Annotated in this window: 4 protein-coding genes; 2 read left to right on the forward strand and 2 right to left on the reverse strand. The window is 56.3% G+C overall.

The features are described 5' to 3' along the window. Positions 1 to 296 precede the first annotated feature (296 nt). Both zraS and zraR read left to right on the forward strand, forming a co-directional pair. On the forward strand, positions 297 to 1,682 hold the full coding sequence (gene zraS, locus JTI85_RS02575) for a two-component system sensor histidine kinase ZraS (RefSeq protein WP_219352064.1): 1,386 nt from the start codon (positions 297 to 299) through the stop codon (positions 1,680 to 1,682). A 5-nt stretch (positions 1,683 to 1,687) separates the two neighbouring features. Next, positions 1,688 to 3,013 carry a sigma-54-dependent response regulator transcription factor ZraR gene (zraR, locus tag JTI85_RS02580; RefSeq protein ID WP_219352065.1) on the forward strand — a complete coding sequence of 442 codons (1,326 nt, stop codon included), beginning with the start codon at positions 1,688 to 1,690 and terminating at the stop codon, positions 3,011 to 3,013. Here the strand turns inward: zraR and purD are convergent. Continuing rightward, complete coding sequence (gene purD, locus JTI85_RS02585; protein WP_219352066.1) at positions 3,010 to 4,299, reverse strand: phosphoribosylamine--glycine ligase; 1,290 nt, start codon at positions 4,297 to 4,299, stop codon at positions 3,010 to 3,012. The two genes, zraR and purD, sit on opposite strands and share 4 nt — an antisense overlap. Before the next feature lie 15 nt (positions 4,300 to 4,314). Continuing rightward, complete coding sequence (gene purH, locus JTI85_RS02590) at positions 4,315 to 5,904, reverse strand: bifunctional phosphoribosylaminoimidazolecarboxamide formyltransferase/IMP cyclohydrolase (RefSeq protein ID WP_116361260.1); 1,590 nt, start codon at positions 5,902 to 5,904, stop codon at positions 4,315 to 4,317. Between the last annotated feature and the right edge of the window lie 141 nt (positions 5,905 to 6,045).

Genomic DNA, 6,045 nt, shown 5'->3' on the forward strand with positions numbered 1-6,045 from the left:
GCAATCAGCGCCAGTTTATTATTCCGTTTCATCATTCGTTCTCCTGTTGGTTATCTTACATTCCTTATTGCATCTTCCGTGCCAAAGCGTTGATCCCTGCCCTGCGGGCGTTGTGCGCGTCGTCTTTGCAGGAAAACGGGTAAAAATGACTCGCCAGAACGCGCCAGCGAGTCATTTTTACCCGGTACTTTCAGCTGTTTGTGTCTGAGGGCAGGGTTATCAGGGGGAAAAAATGGCATGATTTCTGCTGTATACCTGCAACGATGAAAGGAACAAGCGGGGTGAAGGGAGAGCGTATGCGTCTTTATAAGGATACGGTGGCAAAGTGGTTGAGCCGACTCTTGCTGGCTGCAATCCTGATTTTGGTCGGCTGGTTTTCGATTATGACTATTAGGGACTATGGGCGGGAAAGCGGCGCCGCGAGGCAAACGCTACTGGAAAAAGGCAGCGTGCTCATTCGCGCTCTGGAGTCTGGTACGCGTGTAGGCATGGGGATGCGCATGCATCATGCTCAACAGCAGACGCTGCTGGAACAAATGGCCGTACAGCCGGGCGTATTATGGTTTGCCGTTGTGGATGAGCATGGCGTCATTATGACTCACAGCAATTCGGCGATGGTCGGTAAAACGCTCTATTCTCCGGATGTCTTGCGGCAGCTTAATCCCGGAGAACAAGAAAGCTGGCGGAATATTGAAATTCCAGCAAGGGATGGTGAAAAAACGCCGGCCCTGGAAATTTATCGCCAGTTTCAGCCGATGTATGGTCCAGGACGCCACGGCATGGCGCGCTATGCCAGTAATGACGGGCAGCTTATCACCCCAGCACAAACCATATTTATCGCCTTTGATGCCAGCGATCTCACCGCGACTCAGGCAAGAGAGTGGCGTAACACGTTGATTGTCCTCTCTGCGCTTGCGGCTGTACTACTGGCAACTGTACTTACGTTTTTCTGGTATCAGCGCTATCAGCGTTCGTACAAGGAATTGCAGGATGCGATGAAGCGGAAAGAAAAACTGCTGGCGCTCGGACACCTGGCGGCCGGCGTCGCACATGAAATTCGCAATCCGCTGTCTTCCATCAAAGGTCTGGCAAAGTATTTTGCCGAACGAACCCCGCCGGGTGGCGAGTCGCATGAGCTGGCACAGGTGATGGCGAAAGAAGCGGACCGTTTAAATCGGGTGGTGAGCGAGTTGCTGGAGCTGGTGAAGCCAGCGCATCTGACGCTGCAACAGGTGGATCTCAACGAGGTCATCACCCACTCATTGCATCTGGTAAGCCAGGATGCTCAAAGTCGGGAGATTCAATTACGGTTTACGATAAATCCTGCACTACCAACCATTCAGGCCGATCCTGACCGGCTAACGCAGGTCCTGCTGAATCTGTATCTGAACGCCATTCATGCGATTGGCCACCAGGGCACGATTACGGTTGAAGCGAGTGAATGCAGCGCTGAGCGCGTTAAAATTGTGGTTACCGATAGCGGGAAGGGAATTGCAGCGGAACAGCTGGAGGCCATTTTTACGCCTTACTTTACAACCAAAGCTGACGGAACCGGCCTCGGGCTGGCGGTAGTGCAGAATATTATCGAACAGCATGGTGGCACCATTCAGGTGGCAAGCGTTGAGGGCAAAGGTGCGACCTTTACTCTTTGGCTGCCGACCAAAGCGAAACAACAGGATTAACAAGGATGACGCGCGGAAAAATCAATATTCTGGTAGTAGATGACGATATCAGCCACTGCACTATTTTACAGGCGCTGCTGCGCGGCTGGGGTTATGAGGTCGCGCTGGCCTATAGCGGGCGAGCGGCGCTGGAACAGGTGCGCGAACGCGTATTTGATTTAGTGCTGTGTGATGTACGCATGGCGGAGATGGACGGCATCGCAACGCTGAAAGAGATTAAAGCGCTGAATCCGGCGATTCCGGTCTTGATCATGACGGCGTTCTCCAGCGTAGAGACCGCCGTTGAGGCGCTTAAAACCGGGGCGCTGGACTATTTAATCAAGCCGCTGGATTTTGACCGTCTGCAGGAGACGCTGGAAAAGGCGCTGGCGCATACGCGGGAAATGGGCGCCGAACTGCCATCGGCGTCGGCGGTACAGTTTGGCATGATTGGCAGCAGTCCGGCGATGCAGAAGTTGCTTAATGAAATCGCGATGGTTGCGCCCTCGGACGCTACGGTGCTCATTCACGGAGACTCCGGCACGGGGAAAGAGTTGGTGGCCCGGGCGCTGCATGCCTGCAGCGCCCGTCGCGATAAGCCGTTGGTGACGCTCAACTGCGCGGCGCTTAATGAATCGCTGCTGGAGTCCGAACTTTTTGGTCACGAGAAAGGGGCGTTTACCGGGGCGGATAAACGACGGGAAGGGCGCTTTGTGGAAGCCGATGGTGGCACGTTATTTCTTGATGAAATTGGCGATATCTCACCGCTGATGCAGGTGCGTCTGCTGCGGGCTATCCAGGAGCGAGAAGTACAGCGGGTTGGCAGCAACCAGACTATTGCGGTTGATGTCCGGCTGATAGCCGCTACGCATCGTGATCTGGCAGAGGAAGTCAGCGCCGGGCGCTTTCGTCAGGATCTCTACTATCGCCTGAACGTCGTCACCATTGAAATGCCAGCGCTGTGCCAGCGCCGGGAAGATATTCCGCTGTTAGCCGAACATTTTCTCCAGCGTTTTGCCGCGCGTAACCGTAAAGCGGTGAAAGGCTTTACTCCGCAGGCGATGGATCTGCTGATCCACTACGACTGGCCGGGCAATATTCGTGAGCTGGAAAATGCGATTGAGCGCTCGGTGGTGCTGCTGACGGGGGAATATATTTCCGAACGTGAGCTGCCGATGGCGATTGCCGCGACGCCGATAAAAACGGAATTCAGTGGCGAGATCCAACCGCTGGTGGATGTCGAAAAGGAGGTGATTCTGGCGGCGCTTGAAAAAACGGGCGGCAATAAAACGGAAGCCGCCCGTCAGTTAGGCATTACGCGTAAAACGCTGTTGGCGAAAATTTCGCGTTAGCGTTGCTCGCGTTCAATGGCGCGCCAGCCGATGTCGTTACGGCTGAAGCTGCCATCCCAGCGGATGTCGGTCATCAGGGCGTAAGCGCGTTTCTGCGCGTCTGCCACGGTATTGCCCAGCGCGGTGGCGCACAGCACGCGACCGCCGTTGGTCAGCACGCGATCGTCAGCAGACAGTTTGGTGCCCGCGTGGAACACTTTACCGTCAGAGACGTCTTCCAGCGGCAGACCGTGGATCTCATCGCCGGTATTGTAATTGCCCGGATAACCTCCGGCGGCAATGACCACACCCAGCGAAGCGCGCTCGTCCCACTCGGAGGTTTTCTCATCCAGCTTGCCGTCACAGGCGGCGAGGCAAAGATCCACCAGATCCGATTTCATGCGCAGCATTATCGGCTGGGTTTCCGGATCGCCGAAGCGGCAGTTAAACTCGATAACCTTCGGGTTGCCCTGCTTATCGATCATCAGACCCGCATACAGGAAACCGGTGTAGGTGTTACCTTCCGCCGCCATGCCTTTTACGGTTGGCCAGATGATGCGTTCCATGGTGCGCTGGTGGACTTCATCGGTTACCACCGGCGCCGGGGAGTAAGCGCCCATCCCGCCGGTGTTCGGGCCGGTATCGCCGTTACCCACGCGTTTGTGGTCCTGGCTGGTGGCCATCGGCAGCACGTGCTCGCCGTCGACCATCACGATAAAGCTCGCTTCTTCGCCGTCGAGGAACTCTTCGATAACGATGCGGTGGCCCGCGTCGCCAAACGCGTTACCGGCCAGCATGTCATGCACGGCGGCTTCCGCTTCCTCCAGCGTCATCGCCACGATAACGCCTTTCCCGGCAGCCAGGCCATCGGCTTTGATAACGATCGGCGCGCCTTTCTCGCGCAGGTAAGCCAGCGCAGGTTCGATTTCGGTGAAGTTCTGGTACTCCGCCGTTGGGATCTGGTGGCGCGCGAGGAAATCTTTGGTGAAGGCTTTGGAGCCTTCCAGCTGCGCGGCACCTTCGGTTGGGCCGAAGATTTTCAGACCGGCGGCGCGGAAGGCATCAACCACGCCAATCACCAGCGGCGCTTCCGGGCCAACAATGGTCAGATCGATCTTCTCGTTCTGGGCAAAGCTCAGCAGCGCCGGGATATCGGTTACGCCGATGGCCACGTTTTGTAGCGTGGGTTCCAGCGCGGTGCCCGCGTTGCCCGGGGCGACAAATACCGTTTCGACTTTTGGCGACTGTGCCGCTTTCCAGGCGAGGGCGTGCTCGCGCCCGCCATTGCCAATCACTAATATTTTCATCGTCTGCTCCGTGGATTAATGGCGGAAGTGGCGCATGTCGGTGAATACCATCGCGATACCGTGCTCGTCTGCGGCGGCAATCACTTCGTCATCGCGGATTGAACCGCCCGGTTGGATCACGCAGGTTACGCCCGCGGCAGCAGCGGCATCAATCCCATCGCGGAACGGGAAGAAGGCGTCGGAAGCCATAGAGGAACCTTTCACTTCCAGACCTTCGTCGGCGGCTTTAATCCCGGCGATTTTGGCGGAGTAAACGCGGCTCATCTGGCCTGCGCCAATACCGATGGTCATATTGCCTTTGGCATAAACGATGGCGTTGGATTTAACGAACTTGGCGACCTTCCAGCAGAACAGCGCATCACGCAGCTCTTGCTCGGTCGGCTGGCGCTTGGTCACCACGCGCAGTTCACCTTCGCTCACCATACCGAGGTCACGATCCTGAACCAGCAGGCCGCCGTTAACGCGTTTGAAGTCGAGGCCCGGCACGCGCTGTGCCCACTGGCCACAGGTCAGAACGCGAACGTTCTGCTTAGCGGCGGTGATCTTAAGCGCTTCTTCGGTCGCGGATGGGGCGATAATCACTTCCACGAACTGACGGGAGATGATCGCCTGTGCGGTTTCAGCATCCAGCTCGCGGTTAAAGGCGATGATGCCGCCGAACGCGGAGGTCGGGTCGGTTTTATAGGCGCGGTCGTAAGCGTCAAGAATAGAGGTACTTACTGCTACACCACACGGGTTCGCGTGTTTGACGATCACACAGGCTGGCTCGTTGAATTCTTTCACGCACTCCAGTGCCGCATCGGTATCAGCGATGTTGTTGTAGGAAAGCGCTTTACCCTGAACCTGCTGCGCGGTGGCAACGGACGCTTCTTTAACATTCTCTTCTATATAGAAGGCAGCCTGCTGATGGCTGTTCTCGCCGTAGCGCATATCCTGCTTCTTAATGAAGTTCAGGTTCAGCGTACGCGGGAAGCGACCGGCGGCTTCTTTGCTTTCACCGTGGTAGGCCGGAACCATGCTGCCGAAGTAGTTGGCGATCATGCTGTCGTAAGCGGCAGTGTGTTCGAAGGCTTTAATCGCGAGATCGAAACGGGTGTCGAGGGTCAGAGAACCGTCGTTGGCATCCATCTCTTTAATAATGGCGTCGTAGTCGCTGCTCTTCACAACGATAGCTACATCTTTATGGTTCTTGGCAGCGGAGCGCACCATGGTCGGGCCGCCGATATCAATGTTCTCTACGGCATCTTCCAGAGAACATCCTTCGCGGGCGACGGTCTCGGCGAACGGATACAGGTTAACGACAACCATATCGATAGGAGCAATGTGGTGTTGTTCCATAATGGCATCATCCTGGCCGCGACGACCGAGGATGCCGCCGTGGACCTTCGGATGCAGGGTCTTCACGCGTCCATCCATCATTTCCGGGAAGCCGGTGTAATCGGAAACTTCGGTCACTGGCAGACCTTTCTCCGCTAACAGGCGCGCAGTGCCACCTGTAGACAGCAGCTCCACACCACGTGCGGAAAGTGCCTGAGCGAATTCGATGATACCGGCCTTGTCAGAAACACTGAGCAGAGCGCGGCGGACTGGACGACGTTGTTGCATGGTAAATCCCCTGGATTTGACTATTACAGAGAGCGTTAGGTGAATTCTTGGCTAAAAACTCAGCTAACGCCCCTTACGGGGCATCCTTGTTGTGCGGTGGCATTGTAACGAAAACGTTTGCGCAACGCTCGCGAATTTTTC

This window comes from Citrobacter sp. Colony219 (assembly GCF_019382635.1).
Classification (GTDB): Bacteria; Pseudomonadota; Gammaproteobacteria; order Enterobacterales; family Enterobacteriaceae; genus Citrobacter; species Citrobacter youngae.